The organism is Aeromonas sp. QDB68, assembly GCF_027707405.1.
Lineage (GTDB): Bacteria > Pseudomonadota > Gammaproteobacteria > Enterobacterales > Aeromonadaceae > Aeromonas > Aeromonas caviae.
This window is the reverse complement of the sequence record NZ_JAPCIQ010000078.1, coordinates 1-19,428: the sequence shown is the minus strand read 5'-3', so window position 1 is coordinate 19,428 and position 19,428 is coordinate 1. Positions and strand designations below refer to the sequence as shown.

The 19,428-nt window shown below is 64.4% G+C and carries 19 protein-coding genes; 13 read left to right on the top strand and 6 right to left on the bottom strand.

Annotation, left to right across the window (positions count from 1 at the left end):
- The first annotated feature begins 253 nt into the window (after window positions 1–253).
- On the top strand, window positions 254–1,018 hold the full coding sequence (locus PG892_RS17595) for a helix-turn-helix domain-containing protein (protein WP_010675913.1): 765 nt from the start codon (window positions 254–256) through the stop codon (window positions 1,016–1,018).
- A 48-nt stretch (window positions 1,019–1,066) separates the two neighbouring features.
- On the opposite strand, the gene PG892_RS17590 is transcribed toward PG892_RS17595, so the two are convergent.
- Window positions 1,067–1,879: a UTRA domain-containing protein gene (locus tag PG892_RS17590; RefSeq protein WP_039040129.1), complete on the bottom strand. Its 813-nt coding sequence runs from the start codon at window positions 1,877–1,879 to the stop codon at window positions 1,067–1,069.
- A 183-nt stretch (window positions 1,880–2,062) separates the two neighbouring features.
- Here PG892_RS17590 and PG892_RS17585 point away from each other — a divergent pair, with 183 nt between their 5' ends.
- The 6 genes from PG892_RS17585 (at window position 2,063) to PG892_RS17560 (ending at window position 7,357) form a co-directional block, all read left to right on the top strand.
- Window positions 2,063–3,109 carry an ABC transporter substrate-binding protein gene (locus PG892_RS17585; protein ID WP_103243840.1) on the top strand — a complete coding sequence of 349 codons (1,047 nt, stop codon included), beginning with the start codon at window positions 2,063–2,065 and terminating at the stop codon, window positions 3,107–3,109.
- Between the two features lie 10 nt (window positions 3,110–3,119).
- Window positions 3,120–3,953: an alkaline phosphatase family protein gene (locus PG892_RS17580; protein WP_103243841.1), complete on the top strand. Its 834-nt coding sequence runs from the start codon at window positions 3,120–3,122 to the stop codon at window positions 3,951–3,953.
- Window positions 3,953–4,849: an ABC transporter permease gene (locus PG892_RS17575; RefSeq protein WP_104454902.1), complete on the top strand. Its 897-nt coding sequence runs from the start codon at window positions 3,953–3,955 to the stop codon at window positions 4,847–4,849. The genes PG892_RS17580 and PG892_RS17575 overlap by 1 nt, the downstream gene beginning before the upstream one ends.
- Window positions 4,842–5,618 (top strand): ABC transporter permease, encoded by a 777-nt coding sequence (locus tag PG892_RS17570; protein ID WP_039040132.1) that lies wholly within the window; start codon window positions 4,842–4,844, stop codon window positions 5,616–5,618. The genes PG892_RS17575 and PG892_RS17570 overlap by 8 nt, the downstream gene beginning before the upstream one ends.
- A 6-nt stretch (window positions 5,619–5,624) precedes the next feature.
- Window positions 5,625–6,632, top strand: a complete 1,008-nt coding sequence (locus PG892_RS17565) for an ABC transporter ATP-binding protein (RefSeq protein WP_270825617.1) — start codon at window positions 5,625–5,627, stop codon at window positions 6,630–6,632.
- A 65-nt stretch (window positions 6,633–6,697) separates the two neighbouring features.
- Complete coding sequence (locus tag PG892_RS17560) at window positions 6,698–7,357, top strand: HAD family hydrolase (protein WP_041211889.1); 660 nt, start codon at window positions 6,698–6,700, stop codon at window positions 7,355–7,357.
- A gap of 23 nt (window positions 7,358–7,380) precedes the next feature.
- On the opposite strand, the gene PG892_RS17555 is transcribed toward PG892_RS17560, so the two are convergent.
- A complete protein-coding gene (locus PG892_RS17555) occupies window positions 7,381–8,985 on the bottom strand; it encodes a sensor domain-containing diguanylate cyclase (protein WP_039040135.1) in 1,605 nt (534 codons plus the stop codon).
- A 110-nt stretch (window positions 8,986–9,095) separates the two neighbouring features.
- Here PG892_RS17555 and PG892_RS17550 point away from each other — a divergent pair, with 110 nt between their 5' ends.
- Together PG892_RS17550 and PG892_RS17545 are read left to right on the top strand one after the other, a co-directional pair.
- Window positions 9,096–9,536, top strand: coding sequence for a DUF2214 family protein (locus PG892_RS17550; protein WP_029314852.1), 441 nt, complete (start codon window positions 9,096–9,098; stop codon window positions 9,534–9,536).
- A 109-nt stretch (window positions 9,537–9,645) separates the two neighbouring features.
- Complete coding sequence (locus tag PG892_RS17545; RefSeq protein WP_042864813.1) at window positions 9,646–10,545, top strand: DMT family transporter; 900 nt, start codon at window positions 9,646–9,648, stop codon at window positions 10,543–10,545.
- Between the two features lie 69 nt (window positions 10,546–10,614).
- Here PG892_RS17545 and PG892_RS17540 read toward each other — a convergent pair whose 3' ends face one another.
- Complete coding sequence (locus PG892_RS17540; RefSeq protein ID WP_103858348.1) at window positions 10,615–11,472, bottom strand: AraC family transcriptional regulator; 858 nt, start codon at window positions 11,470–11,472, stop codon at window positions 10,615–10,617.
- Window positions 11,469–11,957 (bottom strand): GNAT family N-acetyltransferase, encoded by a 489-nt coding sequence (locus tag PG892_RS17535; RefSeq protein ID WP_128296524.1) that lies wholly within the window; start codon window positions 11,955–11,957, stop codon window positions 11,469–11,471. Before PG892_RS17535 ends, PG892_RS17540 begins: the two co-directional genes overlap by 4 nt.
- A gap of 152 nt (window positions 11,958–12,109) precedes the next feature.
- Between PG892_RS17535 and PG892_RS17530 the strand changes: the two genes are divergently transcribed.
- Entirely contained in the window at window positions 12,110–13,558 is a 1,449-nt protein-coding gene (locus PG892_RS17530) for a catalase (protein WP_201891133.1), read from the top strand.
- 816 nt (window positions 13,559–14,374) lie between these two features.
- Here the strand turns inward: PG892_RS17530 and PG892_RS17525 are convergent.
- Window positions 14,375–14,692: a DUF1496 domain-containing protein gene (locus tag PG892_RS17525; RefSeq protein ID WP_039040821.1), complete on the bottom strand. Its 318-nt coding sequence runs from the start codon at window positions 14,690–14,692 to the stop codon at window positions 14,375–14,377.
- A gap of 219 nt (window positions 14,693–14,911) precedes the next feature.
- Between PG892_RS17525 and PG892_RS17520 the strand changes: the two genes are divergently transcribed.
- Entirely contained in the window at window positions 14,912–16,213 is a 1,302-nt protein-coding gene (locus tag PG892_RS17520; RefSeq protein WP_270825616.1) for a hypothetical protein, read from the top strand.
- A gap of 80 nt (window positions 16,214–16,293) precedes the next feature.
- Here PG892_RS17520 and PG892_RS17515 read toward each other — a convergent pair whose 3' ends face one another.
- On the bottom strand, window positions 16,294–16,671 hold the full coding sequence (locus PG892_RS17515) for a hypothetical protein (RefSeq protein ID WP_010675931.1): 378 nt from the start codon (window positions 16,669–16,671) through the stop codon (window positions 16,294–16,296).
- A gap of 172 nt (window positions 16,672–16,843) precedes the next feature.
- Between PG892_RS17515 and PG892_RS17510 the strand changes: the two genes are divergently transcribed.
- Window positions 16,844–18,220: a bifunctional NUDIX hydrolase/phosphatase PAP2 family protein gene (locus tag PG892_RS17510; RefSeq protein ID WP_223916306.1), complete on the top strand. Its 1,377-nt coding sequence runs from the start codon at window positions 16,844–16,846 to the stop codon at window positions 18,218–18,220.
- 9 nt (window positions 18,221–18,229) lie between these two features.
- Window positions 18,230–19,315, top strand: coding sequence for an AI-2E family transporter YdiK (ydiK, locus tag PG892_RS17505; RefSeq protein WP_029314855.1), 1,086 nt, complete (start codon window positions 18,230–18,232; stop codon window positions 19,313–19,315).
- Window positions 19,316–19,428: the final 113 nt, after the last annotated feature.

Sequence of the window (19,428 nt, the reverse complement as noted above, 5' to 3'; positions counted from 1 at the left end):
AGACCAGCAGATCATTTTGGAGGTATTGGGTGAGCGCTATCGGCAAATTTATTCCTAAATCAGGTGCGGAATGTCGGATATGCACCACCGAGTGTCACTTTCTGCCACCTTGCACCACAACTGGTCAGGCCATTTCCGCCATTATCACCGGGTTACCCTCCTCTGGTTTTTCTAGGTGTCAAAATTTGAGCCCGATACAGACAAACCACTCAATTTCTGACACGACTAAAAATGCAGATAAAGGAATAGTTGCATGACCTACAGCCAGACACTGGCCAATCACATCCTCGACACCCTGAAGAAAACCCTGACCGACAAGGGGATCCGCTATCAGACCCTGGCAGAAGCCATGGGGGTTTCCATCGCCACCGTGAAACGCATGATGAACAAACCCTCCCTGCCGTTCGACACCCTGCTGGAGATCTGCCATCTGGTGGGACTCTCCTTCGAAGAGCTGCTGGACCGGACCCAGGATGCCCAGAGCCGCCGGGCCGTCTTTACCCAGGAGCAGGATGAGGCGTTTCACAAGGAGCCGGGGCTCTATGCCTTTCTCGCCAACATCTTCTGGCGCGACAAGACCCTCATCGATCTCAAGCGGGAGTACGGCCTGACCGATGCCTCCTGCTACCTCTATCTGCGCAAGCTGGAGAAACTCGGCATCCTGCAGCTTGGCATCGACAACAGCTACCACTTCCTCATCAGCGAGCGCATCAGCTTCGAGCAGCACAGCCGCTTCGCCCGCCAGCAGGCGCGCCAGGCCATGTCGGTGCTGGGGGACTATCTGGTGGAGAACATGCACAGGCCCAACAACTACATGGCCCTGTGCCAGCTCCATTTGGGGGAGAGCGAGGCCATGGCGCTGATCGATCGCATGAAGGAGTACTGGCATCAGGAGCTCAAGCTCAACCGCCCCGCCATCGGCCAGCGGGAGGGCAGCAAGACCTACACCATGTCGCTGCAACTGGCCGACTGCGGCTACCAGAGCTTCGACGATTTGATTCCCAACATCGACAACTGATCCCGGTGGATCCTGCGGGATCCGCCATGTCAGCGCGCCAGAACGCCGCTACTCTGCCAGTTGCACCTGCCGCGCACCGGTGGCGAGCGGTTGCAGTGCCCGGGTATCCAGGCAGATGCGGATGGCGTCTGGTCGCCAGTGCTCGATGTCGCAATCCACCAGCTTCCCCTCCTCGTCATGATTGACCCGCACCAACCGCAGCACGGCGCTCCCCTGTGCCAGGTTGAGGGCGCGGGCTATCTCTCCCCGGGCCGCCGACGGGGTGATCTCGAGGCTCGCCCAGCCTTGGCCTATGCCATAGCGCTGCCGGTAGAGCTCGGTGAGGGAGCTGGCCAGAGGAGCGCTGGCGATGCCGGGGAAGCGGCTCGCCAGCAGGTGATGGCTGACGTGGAGCACCGGGCGACCGTCGATCAGCCGCTGGCGGCGGATCTCGTAGAGCGGTGTAAAGGGTTCCAGACCCATCCAGCGGCACAACTCGCTGCTGGCAAGCTGGTTGCCATGAGCCAGCACCCGGGTCTCGGCGGTGCGCTGCTGCTCGCCAATCCACTGGTGAAAGTGGGTGTGGATGGCGGGATCGTAGGTGAGGCGGGGCGGCGCCACGAACCAGCCACGCCGCTCGGCCCGGTAGATGAGGCCGTCCGCCTCGAGGCTGGAGAGCGCCTCCTTGATGGTGATGCGGGTGGTGGCGAAGCGCTCGCTCAGGGCCCGTTCGGCGGGCAGCTGCTGCCCCGCCGCCAGGTGTCCGCTGCCGATATAGCGGCGCAGGGTCCGGCAAATCTGTTCGCACTTGGAGGGTGTGCGGCCATCGGCCATCCCCTGTTCACTCAATCGCTCTGTCACTGTCACGTCCCTGTCGGTCATTCGGGTTTGCACACCACTGGAGTAGACCAGAGGTTGTCGACCCCGAGTTGTAACCGCCCCTGATGACAGCGCCATGACAGGGCGATTGTCACGAAACTGCCATCAAAGCGCCCCGCCACCGTCATATTTCCCCTCTAGCATCCCTCTCGAACCTTAACTGACCTAGTCCAGAGGGATGGGATGATGAAAAGCGTGATCGCAAGTGCACTGGCCCTGGTGGCCATCAGTCAACCGCTGTTTGCCGCCGAGAACATCGCGGATATCGAAAAAGCCGCCCGCGGTGAAGGCCAGCTCCAGAGCGTCGGCATGCCGGACAGCTGGGCCAACTGGAAGGATACCTGGCAGCAGCTCGGCAGCATCTACGGCATCAAGCATCAGGATACCGACATGAGCTCCGCCCAGGAGATCGCCAAGTTCGCCGCCGAGAAGGCCAATGCCACCGCCGACATCGGCGACGTGGGCGGTGCCTTCGGCCCGGTCGCGGTCAAGCAGGGGGTCACCCAGCCCTACAAGCCCTCCACCTGGGCCGACATTCCGAACTGGGCCAAGGATGCGGACGGCCACTGGATGCTGGCCTATACCGGCACCATCGCCTTCCTGATCAACAAGGATCTGGTCAAGGCCGCCCCCACCAGCTGGCAATCCCTGCTGGGTGGCGACTACAAGGTGACCCTGGGTGACGTGGGCGTCGCCTCCCAGGCCAACAACGGCGTGCTGGCGGCGGCCTATGCCACCGGCGGCAGCGAGAAGAATCTGAAACCCGCCCTGGATCTGTTCGGCAAGCTGGCCAAGCAGGGCCGTCTGTCGCTGAACGACCCGACCATCGCCAACATCGAGAAAGGCGAAGTGGAAGTGGGGGTGCTGTGGGACTTCAACGCCCTCAACTACCGCGACCAGATCGACCCCAAGAGGTTTGATGTGGTGATCCCGAGCGACGGCTCCGTCATCGCCGGCTACACCACCATCATCAACAAGTGGGCCAAGAACCCCAACGCCGCCAAGCTGGCGCGGGAATACATCCTCTCCGATGCAGGTCAAATCAACCTGGCCCGTGGCTACGCCCGCCCCATTCGCAGCAACGTGACCCTGCCGGATGACGTCAAGGCCAAGCTGCTGCCGGCCGAGCAGTATGCCAACGCCAAGCCGGTGCAGGATCACGCCGCCTGGGAGCAGAGCTCCAAGGCCCTGCCGCGCCAGTGGCAGGAAACCGTCATGATCAACATGCAGTAAGGAGTGGCCAGTGCAACACAAGGTGATAGTGGTACTTGTGGATGGCCTGGCAGCAGAGGTAGCCCATTGCATGGGCTACCTCTGTGGCATGGTGGAGGCAGAGCGCGGCCTCTATACGACCCTGAGTGCCGCCCTGCCCTCCCTCTCCCGCCCTCTCTACGAGTGCATCCTGACCGGCGTGCCGCCGGTGGCGAGCGGTATTACCCACAACGGGGTGACGCGCCTGAGCCAACACGACGCCATCTTCCATCTGGCCAGGGCCGCGGGCAAACGCACCGCAGCGGCGGCCTACCACTGGGTGAGCGAGCTTTATAACCAGAGCCCCTGGCTGGCGGCCCGCGATCGCTTCACCCATGACGAGCAACTGCCCATCCAGCACGGCTGCTTCTACTGGGATGACGCCTACCCCGACAGCCACCTGCTGATGGACGGCGAGTGGCTGCGCAGCCAGTACGACCCCGATTTTCTGCTGATCCACCCCATGGGGGTGGACGATGCGGGCCACCAGTTCGGTCTCGATTCCCGCCAGTACCGCAATCAGGCGCGCCGCATGGACAGCCTGCTGGCCGACCTGCTGCCCCAGTGGCTGGCGGAGGGATATCAGGTGGTGATCACCTCGGATCACGGCATGAACAACGACCTGAGCCACGGCGGCACCCTGCCTGAAGAGCGCACCGTGCCGCTCTGGCTGTTTGGCGATGCCTTTATCGAGCGCTGGCCGGATGGGGTGGCGATTGCCCAGACCCAGCTCTGCGCCCTGATGGCGGATCTGCTGGGGGTTTCCCACGACAAGCCGGCAGCGCCACCGCTGCTCAAGGCGGCCTTTATGCGCGAGGTGCACTGATGATGCCTGCCACCACCGAGATCCTCGCGGATCAACAGGTGAAGCCACGCCGGGTGCGCCGCCACTGGCTGCCGGCTCTGGTGCTGCTGCCCTTTGTCCTATTGATGATCCTGTTCCAGCTCGCCCCCATGGTGTGGGTGCTGGTGGGCAGCGTCCAGACCCCCGATGGCTGGGGTCTCGACCACTACCGGGAGATTTTGAGCTCCCCCTTCTATCTGCAATCCTTCGGCAACTCGTTGCGCATCGCCGGCATCGCCAGCCTGGCGGGGCTCGCCATCGGCACCCTCGGGGCCGCGGCGCTGCGCCACTGTGGCGAGCGGGTCAAGCGGGTGCTGCTGGCCTTCGTCACCATGACCGGCAACTTCAGCGGCGTGCCGCTGGCGTTCGCCTTCATCATCGTGCTCGGCATCAATGGTGCAGTGACCCTGTTGCTCAAATCCTGGGGCCTCATCGACGGCTTCAACCTCTATTCGGGCAGCGGCCTTATCCTGATTTACACCTACTTCCAGATCCCCCTCGCCCTGCTGCTGCTCTACCCGGCGTTCGACGCCCTGCAGGATGAGTGGCCCCAGGCCGCCGCCCTGCTCGGCGCGAGCAAGGGGCAGTATGTATGGCACGTTGCGCTGCCGGTGCTGACGCCCGCCTTGCTCGGCACCCTGATCATCCTGTTTGCCAACGCGGTGGGGGCCTATGCCTCCGCCTACGCCCTCACCACCGGCAACTTCAACCTGGTGACCATCCGGGTGGCCAGTCTGGTCTCCGGCGACATCTTCCTCGAGCCGAATCTCGCGGCGGCGCTGGCGGTGATCCTGATGGTGCTGCTGGGGGTGGTGACGGCCGCCAACCAGTGGTTGCTGAAAAAGAGCTATGTGAACAAGGGGCAATCCCATGCATGATTTGACGCCGCGCTGGCCCAGATGGGTGCTGGGGGCGCTGGTCGCCACCCTGCTGCTGCCGCTGCTGGCTACCTTTCTCTACTCCATCTCCACCCGCTGGGGGGCGACCCTGCTGCCGGACGGCTTTACCCTCGACTGGTATCTCAAGCTCTGGGGCGATCCGCGCTTTTTGGCGGCCTTTGGCCGCAGCCTCCTGGTCTGCTTCGCCACCCTGCTGCTGGGGACCCTGGTACTGGTGCCCACCGTGCTGGTGGTGGCCTACTACTTCCCCAGGCTGGATCCCTGGATGAACCTCTTGATCCTGCTCCCCTTCGCGGTGCCGCCCGTGGTCTCTTCGGTGGGGCTGTTGCAGATCTACGCTGACGGCGTGCTGCCGATTATCGGCACGCCGTGGATCCTGATCGGGACCTGGTTCACCGTGGTGCTCCCCTTCATGTACCGGGCGCTGGCCAACAGCCTGCAAGGGGTGCCGCTCAAGGATCTGATGGATGCCGCCCATCTGCTGGGGGCCAGCAGCGCCCGCGCCTTCCTGCTGGTGGTGATCCCCTGCCTGCGCAAGGGGCTGCTGGCAGCGCTGTTTCTCTCCCTCTCCTTCCTGCTCGGCGAGTTCGTGTTTGCCAACATGCTGGTGGGCACCCGTTACGAGACCCTGCAGGTCTACCTCTACAACATGCGCGCCACCTCGGGCCACTTCACCAGCGCACTGGTGATGAGCTACTTCCTGCTGACCCTGCTGCTCACCTGGGCAGCCAACAGATTTCATCGGTGAATCAACATGTTCCACCTAGAAGTGAATCAACTGCACAAATCCTACGGTGACACCAAGGTGTTCGAGGGAATTGAATTCGGCATCCGCAAGGGGGAGCTGGTGACCCTGCTCGGCCCCTCCGGCTGCGGCAAATCCACCCTGCTGCGGGCGCTGGCCGGGCTCACCCCGGTGGATGGCGGTCAGGTGCGGGTGGCCGGTGAGGACATTACCTGGCAGGCACCCCAGAAGCGGGGCATCGGCATGGTGTTCCAGAGCTATGCGCTCTTCCCCAACATGACGGTGTGGGACAACGTCGCCTTCGGCCTCAAGATGAAACCCCAGCCGGGGCGGGATCTCGCCGCCAGCGTACAGGAGGCGCTAGAGCTGGTGGAGCTGACCGGCTTCGAGCGCCGCTATCCGGCCGAGCTCTCCGGCGGCCAGCGCCAGCGGGTGGCGCTGGCCCGGGCGCTGGTGGTGCAGCCACGGATCCTCTTGCTGGATGAGCCGCTCTCGGCGCTGGATGCCCGCATCCGCCGCAGCCTGCGCCAGCAGATCCGCGCGATCCAGCAGCGCCTCGAGCTCACCACCATCTTCGTGACCCACGATCAGGAGGAGGCGCTGACCCTGTCGGATCGGATCTTCCTGATGAACAAGGGATCCATCGTCCAGAACGGCACGCCAGAGCAGATCTACACCCGCCCCGCCAGCGAGTTCGTGGCGGGCTTTATCGGCAACTACAACCTGCTGGGTGGCGAGCAGGCCAAATCCCTGTTCGGCCCGCGCTTTCGCGGCAAGCTGGCGCTGCGGCCGGAGTCCATCACCCTGCTGCCCGCCGGGGCGACCAGCCACGAGCCCAGCCTGCCCGGCATCGTTCGCCAGCAGCAGCTACTCGGCAACGTCATCCGCTATCAGGTGGAGTGCGAGGCGGGGCTGTTGACGGTGGATTGCCTCAACCGCCGTGCCGGCGATCTGCTGCCGGTAGGCAGCGCCGTGACCCTGGTGGTGGCCCGAGATCAACTCTGTGAGGTAGCATAACGCCATGAATCCCATTCATTTTTCAGCCAGTTCCCCGATGCTGGCAGCCAACCCGAGGAGCAGCCATGGCCCTGGCACTGTTTGATCTGGACGAGACCCTGATAGCGGGGGATTCCGCCAGCCTCTGGCTGGAGTACATGGTGGCCCAGGAGCTGGCCCCGGCGGGCATGGTGGCCGAGGAGCAGGCCATGATGTCCCTCTACCATCAGGGCAAGATGGACATGCACCAGTACATGGCCTTCACCCTGCAACCGCTGGCAGGCAGGACGCGCCAGTGGCTCGACTCCCTCTGCACCCGCTTTGCCGAGCAGGTACTGCGGGAGCGCATCTATCCAGAGGGGCTGGCTCGCATCGAGTGGCACCGCCAGCGTGGCGACGAGCTGGTGCTCATCTCCGCCTCCGGCGAGCATCTGGTGGCCCCCATGGCGCAGATGCTGGGGATGGATCACTGCGTGGCCATCCTGCTCGACGAGGAAGCCGGCATGCTGACCGGCCAGACCCGCGGCACCCTGAGTTTTCGCGAAGGCAAGGTGGCCCGCATCAACCAGCTCTTTGCCGGAAAGGAACACCTCTGGCAGGGGAGCTTCGGCTACAGCGATTCCCACAACGATCTGCCCATGCTGCAGGCGGTGAGCCATCCCCATGCGGTCAATCCGGCCCCCGCCCTGCGCCAGTGCGCCGAGGAGCTGGGCTGGCCCCTCTGGACCTGGCAGTTGCACCCTTGATCCGCGCAATGAAGAAGAGGCCCTCAGGCCTCTTCTTTGCTCAACATGCCATCCCCTGATGGCGAGTCGTCCCGGGGAGCCAGGGGATCCACCATGTAGATGCGATTCTTGCCGTCACCCTTGGCGCGATAGACCTCGGCATCGACCATGGTCAACAGGCTCCTGGCCCCGAGCCCGGGGGCACTCGCCACCAGGCCGCCGCTGAAGGTGATCCCAAGACCGGGTTCACGCCAGTGCAGGGAGGCCACCCCAATCCTGTACTGCTCCAGCAGCATCTGGCAGAAGTGGATGTCCGGATTGGCGAACAGCACCACCAGCTCTTCCCCGCCATAGCGGCATACCCAGCCATGATCCCCCAGCAGCTTGGCGCCAAAGCTGGCCACCCGCTTGAGCACCACGTCCCCGGTCTGGTGACCATAGGTGTCATTGATCCGCTTGAAACCGTCCAGATCGATCATGGCCAGGCAGAAGCTGTCCTGATCGAGCAGCAGCCGATTCAACCGCTCGTCGAAGAAGCGCCGGTTGTAAAGGCCGGTCAGCTTGTCGAGGTTCGCCTGCTGGCGCACCTCGTGATAATCCTTGCTCACCTCCGCCAGCTCGGCATAGACGTGCCTGAGCTCGCGCATCCCCCCCTGGTGCACCTCGTCAGGCTGGGTCCGGCTGGCCCGGATCACGGTGGAGATCTCGTCCAGCATCCGCCTGAAATAACGGGACCAGATCAGTGCCAGCACCATGTAGAGCACGCTGGCCAGCACGATGATCCCGAGCACGTTGAGGGAGGCACTCGCCACCACCGCCTGGATGCTGGAGGCGGGCAACACGCTGATCAGCACCCAGTTGTGGTCCGGCAGGCGGCTGTAGGCCACGAACTGGCGAGACGCCTGATCCAGGAAGATGCCGTCCTCTCCGCTGAAGCGGGAGAGCCAGGTCGGGTGCGTCATAGGCTTGAGCAGTTGTGAGGGATCGGGGTGGGCCAGCACCTTGCCCGACTGGTTGACGATCATCTGGTAGCCGCTGTTCCACTGCCGGTTCAGCTGGGCGGAGAAGGGGGCCAGGATGGCATCCACCGCGAAGACCCCCCGCACCTTGCCCTCCTTGTCGGTGATGGCCCGCGCCAGGGCGATCACCAGCGTGCCGTTGGTGTAGTCGTAGTAGGGTTCGGTCCAGACCATCTTGCCCACATGCTGGCTGGCCAGCTGATACCAGGGGCGCACCCTGGGATCGAAGTCCGCATCCGCCTGCCATTCGGGGTAGATCAGCATCTGGCGCTCGGCGGTGCCCACATAGATGTAGATGAGATCCGCCATCACCCCCTTGTAGAGACGCCACTCCCTGAGATAGGAGTCGGTGTTGCGCAGACGGGGGCCGCTGATGTCCTCCACCTTGATCTGGTCGTAGATGAGGGAGAACTGACGCTCCATCTCGTTCAGGTAGGGCTCGATGAAGACGTGGCGCAACTGGTGATTGGTGGCGAGCAGGCGCTGTTGCAGCTCTCGCTGCAGGCTGCGCTCCATGTGCAGGTAGTAGATGGCGCCCAGCATCAGGACGGGAATGAAGAGCAGAAGCAGGCCCAGGCGCATCCGTGCCACCAGGGACCAGGTCTTTTTGGAGACTGCTCGCTTATCCAACCCTGACTCCATGCTATCCCCTGACATCGTGTAGTGTCAGAATATCAGCCCCACCTGATGGCGTCCAAAAGGAAGCGCATCAGGTGGCCAACGAGAAGGAACTGGCCTGGATGTTGAAACCGGAACTGCTGACTGCCCTCCATTACTGCGCCGTGATCACCCTGACCGGTGCCATCACCTCGGAGTATTTCCTGTTCCGACGCGGCATGTCCATCGAGCAGGTGCGCAAGCTGCTGCTGGCTGACAGCCTGGCCGCCCTGGCCCTGCTGCTCATCTTCATCACGGGAGTGCTGCTGGTGGTCGCCCATCCCCAGCCACCGGCCATCCTGTTTGCCAATCCGGGTTACCGCACCAAGCTGCTGATGTTCTTCGCCATGGCCATCAGCTTTGGCTACCCCAGCCGGCTGTTCCACCACTGGCGCCGATCCTTGCGCCAGGGACGGGCTCCCCTTGTCTCCACCCAGCAGCAGTTCTGGGTGATCTGGATCCTTAGGGGCAACCTGCTGCTGCTCGCCCTGCTGCCCCTGCTCGCCAAGCTGGCCAGCCGCTGATCCTGCCCTCGCCCGGCAACAAATGGCTGACGACAAACGCCCCTTCTCGCAGGTATCGTAATGGCGGGGCCCGAGTGCCGCCGAGACTCTTTCTCAGGGATGATTCCGTATGCGTTCAAACATGATGTTATTGATGGCCGCCGCCATCTGGGGGCTGGGCTTCGTCGCCCAGCGTCTGGGGATGGATCACATGGGGCCCTTCACCTTCAACGGCCTGCGCTTCCTGCTGGGCGCCCTCTCCCTGCTGCCGCTCTTGTGGTGGCTCAAGTCACGCCAGCCGCCCCAGCCTGCCGGTGATCACCGCCTGCTGCTGACCGGGGGCCTCATCGCCGGCACCGTGCTCTTCTCCGCCGCCTCCCTGCAACAGGTGGGGCTGCTCTACACCACGGCCGCCAAGGCGGGCTTCATCACCGGCCTCTACATCATCCTGGTCCCCGTCATCGGCCTGGCCCTGCGCCACAAGACCGGGGCCAACACCTGGGTAGGCGCCCTCATCGCCATGGCCGGGCTCTACTACCTCAGCGTCACCGAGGAGTTCACCATCGGCTACGGCGATCTGCTGCAAGTGATCGGGGCCCTGTTCTGGGCCGTGCATCTGCTGGTGCTGGATCACTACTCGAACCGGGTCGCCCCCATTCGTCTTGCCGGGGTGCAGTTCGTGGTGTGCGGCCTGCTCAGCCTGGCCACGGCCTTCGTCATCGAGACCCCGACGGCGAGTGGTGCCGTGGCGGGATGGCAGGCGCTGCTCTATGCCGGTCTGGTCTCGGTCGGCATCGGCTATACCCTGCAGGTGGTGGGGCAGCGCGGTGCCCATCCGGCCCACGCCGCCATCATCCTCAGCCTGGAGACGGTGTTCGCCGCCATCGGCGGTGTCCTGCTGCTGGGGGAACATCTGGACGAACGGGCCGTGGTCGGCTGCGCCCTGATGCTGGCGGGGATGCTCATCTCCCAGATCCGGCTTCGCTGGTGGTGGAAGTCCCGCCGCAACAAGGTGCCCAGCCAGCCCTGATATCTGCGGTGGTCATGGACCCCAAATAAAACGAGGCGCCCAAAGGCGCCTCGTTTTATTGCCGCCTGCCTAGCGCACGCTGGAGCAGAAGCTCACGTCATCGCGCAGGGGGTCATTGCTCACGCTGTGATAGAGCTCGAAGCAGGGGCCGTCCCCAAAGGCGAGCCCGGCCGCGACGATATCGCCGATGTGCTCCTGCCAGCGCTCCCCGTACTGGCTGCGATCCGTGATGAGATAGCGGGACTGGGCGTAGCGTCCGGCGGGGATGTGCTGGATCTCCACCTCCCCCGCTCCCCGGGTCCCCACCGGTACGCTGATGCCGATATCGGTGCGGCACTGGGCCGGCGGCGTCACCTCGGGGTTGTCGTGGTAGATGAAGATCCACTCTCCCCCTTCCAGGCCACGGGGCGCGGCCCACTGGTGAAGGCGATGGCAGACGGCGTCATACCCTTCGCCATAGGGGCCGGTCACGCGGATATAGGCCAGGGTGCGGGCGTCCATCTCGACGGTGTTCATGGTGTTGCTCCTTGCTGATGAGTGGCCTTCAGCATAAGGGAGTGCCCCTTGCCATGCGTGTCCTTCCTTGCGATCCAGGTGTCCGTTTTTGCCCTTGTCGCGGCGAAACGCCCCTGGGGTGCAACCATAGTGACGACGAAACGCCTTGGCGAAAGCCTGGGAGCTGCCAAGCCCCGCCCCCAGAGCGATGGCGGTGACGCTGGCATCGGTGTAGCAGAGCTGCCAGGCCGCCCGCTGCATCCGCAGGCGGCGGCACATCTCGCCGGGGGCCTCCCCCACCACGGCGGTGAACACCCGGTGGAAATGGTAGAGGGAGAGGCAGGCGCGACTCGCCAGCGCCTCGATGGAGAGATCAGGATCCTGCTCCAGTGCCCGCAGCACCGGCGTCAGGCGCTCGCGATAGTCGATCATCGGCGCACCCTGGCCATGTAGAGGGCATCCACCAGCACCCCATGACGCAGGCCGTAATCCCGGGCTACGCCCTCCTCCACAAAGCCCGCCTTGCGATAGAGGGCCAGGGCCGCCTGGTTGTCGGCCCAGACCGTCAGCTCCACCCGCGTCAAGCCGAGCCAGTTGTCCGCCAGATCCAGCGCAGCCTGCATCAGGGCGGTGCCCACCCCGCGCCCGGCCCAGTCATCGTGTACCGCCATGCCGATGCTCGCCACGTGGCGACGACGGGGGGCCGGCTCCACCATCAGGACCAGCGCGCCCGCCACCTCCCCCTCGCACTCCGCCAGCAGGCTGTAGATGCCATCCCGCGGGGTCAGCTTCTGCTCCCACTGCTGCAGGGAGGGGAAGGGAAGTTGCAGGGTGCCCGCCTGGGCATGGGGCATGGCGTGAAGATCCCGCAGGGCGGCGGCATCTTCCGGCCCGGCGCGGCGAATGGTGATGGACATGAGACCTCCTGATTGGCTGAATCCCATCTTGCCGCAAGGCTGGCGTCTGTTTCCACCCCCATCAGCGAAACCAATCAAAGGGTTAGGCACACTCCATTGGAGCCGCTCCCCCACTTCCCCTAGTCTGGCGACTCATCACAAGGAGACCTGCCATGACCGACAAGACCCTGCGCAGCGCCAACGGCGCCCCCGTCGTCGACAACAACAACAGCCTCACCGCCGGCCCCCGCGGCCCCGTCCTGATGCAAGACATCTGGTTGATGGAGAAACTCGCCCACTTCGACCGCGAGCGCATTCCCGAGCGGGTGGTGCACGCCAAGGGCTCGGGCGCCTACGGCACCTTCACCGTGACCCACGACATCAGCGCCTTCAGCAAGGCCGACCTGTTCAACGCCGTCGGCAAGCAGACCCCGGTGTTCCTGCGCTTCTCCACCGTGGCCGGCGAGAAGGGGGCCGCCGACGCCGAGCGCGACGTGCGCGGCTTCGCCCTCAAGTTCTACACCGAGCAGGGCAACTGGGATCTGGTGGGCAATAACACCCCGGTGTTCTTCATTCGCGATCCCCTGAAATTCCCCGACTTCATCCACACCCAGAAGCGGGATCCCCGCACCAACCTGCGCAGCGCCACCGCCGCCTGGGACTTCTGGTCACGCCACCCGGAATCCCTGCATCAGGTCACCATCCTCTTCAGCGATCGCGGCATTCCCAGGAGCCTGCGGGAGATGAACGGCTACGGCAGCCACACCTTCAGCTTCATCAACTCGGCCAACGAGCGCTTCTGGGTCAAGTTCCACTTCAAGACCGAGCAAGGCCACCGCTTCTACACCGATGAAGAGGCGGCCACCGCCGTCGGTCAGGACAGAGAGACCAGCCAGGCAGATCTGTTCAACGCCATCGAGCGGGGGGACTTCCCGCGCTGGAAGGTCTATGTGCAGGTGATGCCAGAGGCCGAGGCCCAGACCTACTCGATCCACCCGTTCGATCTCACCAAGGTGTGGCCCCACAAGGACTACCCGCTCATCCCGGTGGGCGTGCTGGAGCTCAACCAGAACCCGGACAACTACTTCGCCCACGTGGAGCAGGCCGCCTTCACCCCGGCCAACGTGGTGCCCGGCATCGGCTTCTCGCCGGATCGCATGTTGCAGGGTCGCCTGTTCTCCTACGGTGACACCCAGCGCTACCGCCTCGGCGTCAACCACGGCCTGCTGCCGGTCAACGCCCCGCGCTGCCCGTTCCACCACGGCGCCCACCGCGACGGCGCCATGCGGGCCGACAGCAACGGTGGCGCCAGCCCCAACTACCAGCCAAACCGCTTCGGCACCCAGCAGCCGAGCGAGCAGCACGAACCGGCCCTGAGTCTGGAAGGGGCTGCCCTGCACTACGATTTTCGTGACTACGACAGCGACTACTACAGCCAGCCGGGGGATCTCTTCCGCCTGATGGACGAGGGACAGCGCGCCCGCCTCGCCGCCAACCTGGCTCGCTCCCTCATCAATGTGGAGGATGACGCCATCGTCGCGGCCCAGCTCAGGCACTTCGAGCAGGCCGACCCCGAGTACGCCAAACGGGTCGAGCTGGCCCTGGCCGCCCTGCAACGCTGAGTCGCAGGCAGCCAACCTCTGCAAAAGCAAAACTGGGGCCTGATGGCCCCCGTTCTCGCATGACGGTCTTTGATGAATGAAGGGGTTGTACCGCCAGCTCACGACGGCAACGACGTTGTGCACTGGCAGAACGGCACCATTATCCACCTGTGGTAATAAATCTGCCTGCGGTAATGCACTTATATTCACCAATAAAAACGGAGCCCGAGGCTCCGTTCTTCCATGCCGTATCCATCCCGGACGCAGCGCCCTCGCGCGCTTCCCTCCCTTGCCGACAAGGGTTTGTACCGCCAGCTCACGACGGCAACGACGTTTTGCACTGGCAGAGCGGCACCATTGTCCACCTGTGGTAATAAACCTGTCTGTGGTAATGCACGTTTAGTCACCAATAAAAACGGAGCCCGAGGCTCCGCTTTTCAATGCAGTATCAATCCCGGACGCAGCGCCCTCGCGCGCTTCCCTCCCTTGCCAACAAGGGTTTGTACCGCCAGCTCACGGCGGCAACGACGTTGTGCACTGGCAAAGCGGCACCATTGTCCACCTGTGGTAATAAACCTGCCTGCGGTAATGCACGTTTAGTCACCAATAAAAACGGAGCCCGAGGCTCCGTTTTTCAATGCAGTATCAATCCCGGACGGAACGCGCTTCGCGCTCTTCCCGCTCCCTTGCCAACAAGCGTTTGTACCACCAGCTACTGCGACGACGTTGTGCATTGGAAGAGCGACGAGCCATTGCTTAGATCCCAGTCAAGAGAAGAAAGAGCCGCATTATGCGATAGAGATCACGCCCGTGTCTGTAGCTGGATCAAGAAAAGGCTCACTGGCCCACCCGGATCGTCCGCTGGTTGCCCTCCGGTTCACCACTCTGTGACGGCGTCGTCACCTCTCGCCAGATCAGGGGACCATTGGTCTCCATCGCCTGTTGCGGCGCGCACTCCAGCCAGAGCTCCCCCTGCTGGATACGGGCCCCCTGGGAGTATTTCTGATCCTGATACCAGCACACCCGCTCGGGCAGCGAACCAAGGGGCAGCACCAGCTCGGTGCCCACCGAGTGGCTGAGGGTGTTGGACGCCGGGGCGGCCAACGCGGGGAAGAGCCAGCCAAGGGCCAGCAGACAACCTGCACAACGGATCATGGGAATTCCTGTCACGGGGGTGTGAAAGTGTAGAGCGACCAGCAGAGCCCTCGACTTGACCAATAAATGTCGGCTCATCTGGCATTCCGGAAGCAATATGATAGCCTGCCTGCGCCCGCCAAGGCCTGTCAGGGTTCTGCCGTGGGCCCCCGCCGGCATCGCCGGGATGCGGTAATGAATAACCCTTAATAATCAGATAATTAACTGGATATGTTGTCAATGCGTATCATGCCGTTGCTCAAGGCTGCCTGCCTGAGCCTGATGTTGTCCGCCTGTGTCGCCCCCCTGCTGATGATGAGCCCCACCAGCCAGCTGATGTGGGCCCTGCTCAAGCCGCTGGTCGGTTTCGATCCGAACGAGGCCAACCTGTTCGAGCAGCCGCTGATCAAGGACAGAATGACTGCCATGCTGGGGCCCAACTACGAGAGCACCATGCAGCTGCTCAAGACCGCCGACGAGCTGCAACAGGAGGGGCCGCTCTTTTACGTGGTCTCCCGCTACGCCCCCGTGCCGGACGTGGCCAAACAGGCCGGCATGGTCTGGAACGCCGACACCAACCAGCTCGCCGTCATGGTGCAAAAAGGTGACGGGGTGACCCAGGTCTTCGGGGAAAACCTGACGGCCGCCACCCCGACCTGGCCCAGCGCCATGCAGGGCTGGCAGTCCCAGGCCACCCCGGCCGCCACGGCCCTGACCGGTGCCGGTCAGGGGCTCACGGGCGCTGGCAGTTCTCTGCTGGGCACCATGATGGGGGGCCTGCAACAGAGCGCCAGCAAGGCCCTGTCCGACTCCACCAGACAGGTGATCGGCAGTGCCGCCACCACGGCGCAGCAACAAGCGACCAAGGCGGCGAGCGACAGCGCCAAGCAGGCTGCCAGCAGTGCCGCGACCATCAGTGCCGCCACCACGGCGCAGCAGCAAGCCGCCAAGGCAGCGAGCGACAGCGCCAAGCAGGCCGCCAGCAGTGCCGCCGCCATCAGTGCCGCAACCACGGCGCAGCAGCAAGCCGAAAAGGCGGTAAGCGACACCGCCAAACAGGCCGCCAGCAGCGCAGCCACCATCAGTGCCGCCACCACGGCGCAGCAGCAAGCCACCAAGGCGGTGAGCGACAGCGCCAAACAGGCCGCCAGCAGCGCAGCGACCATCAGTGCCGCAACCACGGCGCAGCAGCAAGCCGCCAAGGCAGTGAGCGACAGCGCCAAGCAGGCCGCCAGCAGCGCCGAAACCATCAGTACCGTGACCAGTGCACAGCAGCAAGCCGCCAAGGCGGTGAGCGACAGCGCCAAGCAGGCCGCCAGCAGTGCCGCAACCACGGCGCAGCAGCAAGCGGCCAAGGCGGTGAGTGACAGCGCCAAGCAGGCCGTCAGCAGCGCCACCACCATCAGTGCCGCGACCAGTACACAGCAGCAAGCGGCCAAGGCGGTGCAGCAACAGGGCGAGAAGCGGGAAGCGACTTCCGGCACCCTGAGCGATCAGGCCAGGGCGGATGCCGAAGCGGAGCTGGAAAAACTGCTTAACTGACTTTTTTAAGCGTCATGTCACCATAAAAACAGGCCATCACATGATGGCCTGTTGTTTATCTGCCCCGTGGCAGGAGAAGATCAGAAATGACGGTCCTGCTCGGTGGGCTTGGCACCCTTCTCTTCGCTGTGCTCGATGGCGGTGCGGATAAGGTCGACGCCGGCCCGGATGATCAGCACCCCCATGTTGACCAGCTTGACGCAGACCCACATGAAGGTGATGAGCAGGATCAACTTGAGCACCGTCTGGAATGCCTCCAGGAAGTTCTGCTCCAGCTGGGCGGTGAGCCCGTTGGCGCTGCTCATCAGCCAGGTGTACACCTCGCGCACGAAGGGGATCCGGCTCGGCATCTCCAGCACGTCCAGCGCCGCAGGCAGGGCCTGGAAGATGACGATGCTGCCAAACAGTATCAGGATGACGCCGATGGCAATCCCCAGAAAGAAACCGAACTGTCGCATGAAGAGCCCCACAATGTAGTGAATGAGAAGAACAATAGCCGCCAATACTAGGGACTGCCCGCGCAGACGGCAATCCTTGCGTCCCCCACAGGGTCGGTGCCCCCTGCAAGCCATTGCCCGGCCGTCTGATTTCTGTGACCCTTGTCCCCACTCCTTGCCCCTGGGTGTCATCATGTTTCGAGTCGTCTTCTGCCTGCTGCTGTTGCTGGGCGGTGCCCTGCCCGCCTCCCGCGCCGAATCCCCTCCCTCTGCGGCCGCCTGCGTGATCCGCCACCAGCAAGGGATCCTGCTGGTGCAGGACAGGCTCTCCTCGCGCTACAGCCTGAGCGGCGGTTACATCGACAGGGGGGAGACCCCGGAGCAGGCGGCCCTGCGCGAGCTGTTCGAGGAGACCGGCCTGCAGGGTCGCGTCACCGGCGAGCTGGGGCGCTGGCAACGGGCCAGGGTGTTCGCCTGCCAGACCCTGGAACCCCTGCGGGTCCAGCGAGGGACGGGGTTTGTCTCCCTGCTCCAGGCCCCGGATCTCGGTGGCGAGATCCTGAACGCCAGGCTGATCGCGGCCGCCGACCTGCCCCCTGACCAGCGTCGCTTCCCGGCGCAGCTCGACTGGATAGCCCCGAGGCAAGCCGAGGTGCCCGAGAGCCAGGTGCTGTGGGTGACGGATTTCAGCGACGCGGCCAGTGCGCTGCACCGCGCCGAGCTGCCGCTGATCCAGCGCCTGCAACAATGGCTAGGGCCGGATGCGCTCTGGCCAAGGGCGGGCAATCTGCTGGGCTCGGCCCCCTTCCAGCTGGCGCTGCTGCCCTTGCTGCTGCCCCTGCTCGGCTGGTCCAGGCTGCGCCACCTGCTGTTTGCCATGGTGCTGCTCACCCTGGTGGTGAACCTGCTCAAGGCGGGCATCGGCTGGCCCAGGCCCTTCCACCTGCAACCCGAGCTGGCCCGCCAGAGTGCCCAGGGCTTCGGCATGCCGAGCGGTCACGCCGCCTCGACCCTGCTCTACTGGGGCCTGCTGCTTGGCTGGCTGCCGGCGCTGCGGGCATGGCAGGGGGCCATGCTGGCCCTGTTGCTGGCCGGCGTGGCCGGGCTGGCCCGAGTCTGGCTGGGGGTCCACTTCCTCTCGGATGTGGTGGCCGGCCTTGCCCTGGGGGCCCTGCTGCTGGCACTGCGCGCCCCGCTGGCGAAGCTGGCGGCACGCCCGCTCCCCTGGGCCGGGGTGCTCATCGCCAGCGCCCTCTCGGCCTGGCTCACCCAGTCCACCGCCCTGGCCGGGCTTGCCATGTTCACCCTGGGGCTGGTATCGGGTAATCTGCTATCACTCGAACGGAGCCCCACCCCCGCCCTGCCCGCCGCGCTGCTGACCCTGGCAGGGGGACTGGTCGTGGCAGGGCTCCTGTTCCTGGTGCCCGCGCTCACCAGCAGCTCTCTGCTGATCCTCGCGGGACAAGGGTGGCTCTTTGGCTGCCTGGGGTTCTGGCTCAGCGCCGGGCTCTGGTGGTCGTTATCCGCTATCCGTCACGGTGCCCGAACCGGGCGCTCAACCCCTCGTTAAGGGAATGCCATGAATATGAAAAAAGTGGATTTGGCCAAGATCACCCTGGGCTTGCTGTTCCTCAGCCTGCTCATCATCTCGTGCTTCATGGTCTTGCGCCCCTTCCTGCCCGCCCTGGTGTGGTCGACCATGATCACCATCGCCACCTGGCCCCTGATGCAGATGGCCCAGCGCCTGCTGTGGGGCAAGCGCACCCTGGCGGCCTTGCTGATGACCAGCATCTTGCTGCTCATCTTCGTCATTCCCCTCTTCATGACGCTGGCCAACGTGGCGGAGAAGGCCCCCATGCTCATCGAGCTGGGCACCGAGCTCAGCCAATCCCCGCCCCCCGAGCTGCTCTGGTTGCAGCAAGTGCCCCTGGTGGGCGACAAGCTCTATGAGTTCTGGCAGCAGATCCTCGCGAGCGGCGGCCAGGTGCTGTTCACCAAGCTGGCCCCCTACTTCGGCCAGACCGCCCGCTGGCTGGCGGCCCAGGCGGGCAACCTCGGCCTGCTGTTCGTCCACTTCCTGCTGACCGTGGCCATCTGCGGCCTGCTCTACCACTCGGGAGAGAAGGCGGCAGAAGGCATTCGCCGCTTCGCCCACCGTCTGGCGGGCCAGCGCGGTGACAATGCGGTGGTGCTCGCCTCCCAGGCCATCCGTGCCGTCGCCATGGGGGTGGTGGTGACCGCCCTGGTGCAATCCTCGGTGGCGGGCCTGGGCCTGCTCATCGCCGGCATTCCCTATGTCATGGTGCTGGTGGTGCTGATGTTCCTGCTGATCGTCGCCCAGATAGGCCCCTTCCCGGTGCTGCTGGCCAGCGTCGGCTACCTCTACTGGAGCGGGGACACCACCTGGGGCACCTTCCTGCTGGTCTGGTCCCTGCTGGCGGGCACCATGGACAACTTCCTGCGCCCCTTCCTCATCAAGCGCGGGGCCGACCTGCCGCTGATCCTCATTCTGGTGGGGGTCATCGGCGGCTTGCTGGCCATGGGGATCATCGGTCTCTTCATCGGCCCCGTGGTGTTGGCGGTGGGCTACACCCTGCTGGATGCTTGGATCAAGGAAGATGACCAACCGGCGAGCGCTCTGGTGGAACCGCCCAAGGCGCCGTGACGATTCATTGATCCCCGATGCAAAGAGCCGCCCCAGGGCGCAATGCTGATCAGTTAAGGATCCATTGACCGATCCTTCTGCTGTAGGACAATCCGGAACCAATCACTGGTTCC

Excerpts from the sequence above, each read along its gene's own strand:
- PG892_RS17595 (WP_010675913.1), top strand. The coding sequence starts at position 254 with ATGACCTACAGCCAGACACTGGCCAATCACATCCTCGACACCCTGAAG.
- PG892_RS17590 (WP_039040129.1), bottom strand. The coding sequence starts at position 1,879 with ATGACCGACAGGGACGTGACAGTGACAGAGCGATTGAGTGAACAGGGG.
- PG892_RS17585 (WP_103243840.1), top strand. The coding sequence starts at position 2,063 with ATGAAAAGCGTGATCGCAAGTGCACTGGCCCTGGTGGCCATCAGTCAA.
- PG892_RS17575 (WP_104454902.1), top strand. The coding sequence starts at position 3,953 with ATGATGCCTGCCACCACCGAGATCCTCGCGGATCAACAGGTGAAGCCA.
- PG892_RS17570 (WP_039040132.1), top strand. The coding sequence starts at position 4,842 with ATGCATGATTTGACGCCGCGCTGGCCCAGATGGGTGCTGGGGGCGCTG.
- PG892_RS17565 (WP_270825617.1), top strand. The coding sequence starts at position 5,625 with ATGTTCCACCTAGAAGTGAATCAACTGCACAAATCCTACGGTGACACC.
- PG892_RS17560 (WP_041211889.1), top strand. The coding sequence starts at position 6,698 with ATGGCCCTGGCACTGTTTGATCTGGACGAGACCCTGATAGCGGGGGAT.
- PG892_RS17550 (WP_029314852.1), top strand. The coding sequence starts at position 9,096 with ATGTTGAAACCGGAACTGCTGACTGCCCTCCATTACTGCGCCGTGATC.
- PG892_RS17545 (WP_042864813.1), top strand. The coding sequence starts at position 9,646 with ATGCGTTCAAACATGATGTTATTGATGGCCGCCGCCATCTGGGGGCTG.
- PG892_RS17540 (WP_103858348.1), bottom strand. The coding sequence starts at position 11,472 with ATGATCGACTATCGCGAGCGCCTGACGCCGGTGCTGCGGGCACTGGAG.
- PG892_RS17535 (WP_128296524.1), bottom strand. The coding sequence starts at position 11,957 with ATGTCCATCACCATTCGCCGCGCCGGGCCGGAAGATGCCGCCGCCCTG.
- PG892_RS17530 (WP_201891133.1), top strand. The coding sequence starts at position 12,110 with ATGACCGACAAGACCCTGCGCAGCGCCAACGGCGCCCCCGTCGTCGAC.
- PG892_RS17525 (WP_039040821.1), bottom strand. The coding sequence starts at position 14,692 with ATGATCCGTTGTGCAGGTTGTCTGCTGGCCCTTGGCTGGCTCTTCCCC.
- PG892_RS17520 (WP_270825616.1), top strand. The coding sequence starts at position 14,912 with ATGCGTATCATGCCGTTGCTCAAGGCTGCCTGCCTGAGCCTGATGTTG.
- PG892_RS17515 (WP_010675931.1), bottom strand. The coding sequence starts at position 16,671 with ATGCGACAGTTCGGTTTCTTTCTGGGGATTGCCATCGGCGTCATCCTG.
- PG892_RS17510 (WP_223916306.1), top strand. The coding sequence starts at position 16,844 with ATGTTTCGAGTCGTCTTCTGCCTGCTGCTGTTGCTGGGCGGTGCCCTG.
- ydiK (WP_029314855.1), top strand. The coding sequence starts at position 18,230 with ATGAATATGAAAAAAGTGGATTTGGCCAAGATCACCCTGGGCTTGCTG.